This window comes from Lysobacter sp. CA199 (assembly GCF_052078715.1).
Taxonomy (GTDB): domain Bacteria; phylum Pseudomonadota; class Gammaproteobacteria; order Xanthomonadales; family Xanthomonadaceae; genus Lysobacter.
The window spans coordinates 1-1423 of the sequence record NZ_JBQJIL010000036.1 but is presented as its reverse complement, the minus strand read 5'-3'; the positions used below and the strand labels follow the sequence as shown (position 1 = coordinate 1423).

At 59.9% G+C, this 1423-nt stretch carries 1 protein-coding gene; it reads right to left on the bottom strand.

The genetic code is table 11. The features are described 5' to 3' along the window. Positions 1–257: 257 nt before the first annotated feature. Positions 258–1286, bottom strand: a complete 1029-nt coding sequence (locus ACTOWJ_RS29360) for an IS110 family transposase (protein WP_441338178.1) — start codon at positions 1284–1286, stop codon at positions 258–260. Between the last annotated feature and the right edge of the window lie 137 nt (positions 1287–1423).

Genomic DNA, 1423 nt, shown 5'->3' with positions numbered 1-1423 from the left:
CTTATATGGGCGCCTCCGGGAAAGCAAGCCGTTGATCGGATGATGGTCAGATAGCAGGACTGCGGTCTTATATCCGGCCTGTTGTGCGGCGCGAATGCCCGCTGGCCCTGATGGATTTCGCTGACGAGGGTCCCATCTGAACATCGAGCTAGTCGCTCTGGTTCCCTATCGGAATGTTCTCGTCACGGTCCGACCTGTCTGACCCATCACTCGATTCGTCGCTTGCTCTCCTTGAAACGAGTTCGTTCTTCAGAGTGTCAAATCGACTGGAGACACCAACCCTGTGGACGCCATGACTGTCCACGCGAGAGCATCGCCCAGAGGGTTCGCGCCAGTTTGTTGGCAACCGCGGCAACGACCACGTTGTACGGTCGTCGTTGCAGTAGGGATTCCAGCCAAGGCCAAGAGCGATGGGCATGTGCCTTGAGAATGGCGGCTCGTGCTCCGTGCATCAGCAGGGTTCGCACATAGACGTCGCCGCGCTTGCTGATGCCAAGTTGACGAATGCGGCCGCCGGTTCCGCGCTGTCGTGGTGTCAGTCCGAGCCAAGCGGCGAACTGACGAGCATTGTCAAAGGCTGCAGGTGATCCCATTGTGGCAACGATGGCGGTGGCGGTGAGTACGCCGACGCCCGGTACAGTGGCGATCGCTTGGCAGGCGGGGTTCTCCCGCAGGTGCTGAACGAGCCGCCTTTCCACCGCCACGATATCGCCTTGCAACCCCGCAATCCGTTTACGCTGTTCGACTAGGCTATCCACAGCTATCGTCGGCAATCGCCGCTGCGCCTCAAGCAACGCCCCCGGCCATGCGCTGAGCAGAGCCGAATGCCCCTCTGGCAGCACGATGCCGAACTCGTAAAGCACGCCACGCAACTCGTTGCTCTGCATGATGCGCATCTTCATCAGTTGGCTGCGTATCCGATGCAGTGCCAGTATCGCCTGCTGATCTTCGGTCTTGACCGGAACGAAGTGCATCCCAGGTTGCTGGCCCGCAGTCCAAATGGCCTGGGCGTCGGCCGCATCGGTCTTGTGACGCTGAACGAAGGGACGTACCGCCTTGGGAGGCAATAAACGAACCGTATGGCCCAATCGTTCCAGTTGCCGAGCCCATTCGTGAGCACCACCGCAGGCTTCCATAATGACCAGCGCGATTGGCCGTTGGCAGAACCACTCAAGCAACTGAGCGCGCTTGAGTTGCAGTCGTTCTATGGCGCCGGTTGCCTGGTCGACCCAGTGCAGTTGGAATACTTTCTTGGCGATATCGATGGCGATGACGTTACGCTTCATGACGGACCCTCCGGTTGGTGGCGAATCACATAGCCACATTGGCACATCGATGCCGTGGCCGGAGGGACCGCCTTGCAGGCGACCCTCTCGCGCCACCGAAGACTAGGCGGAGGCGCCCATACCATCTGAACAACTCG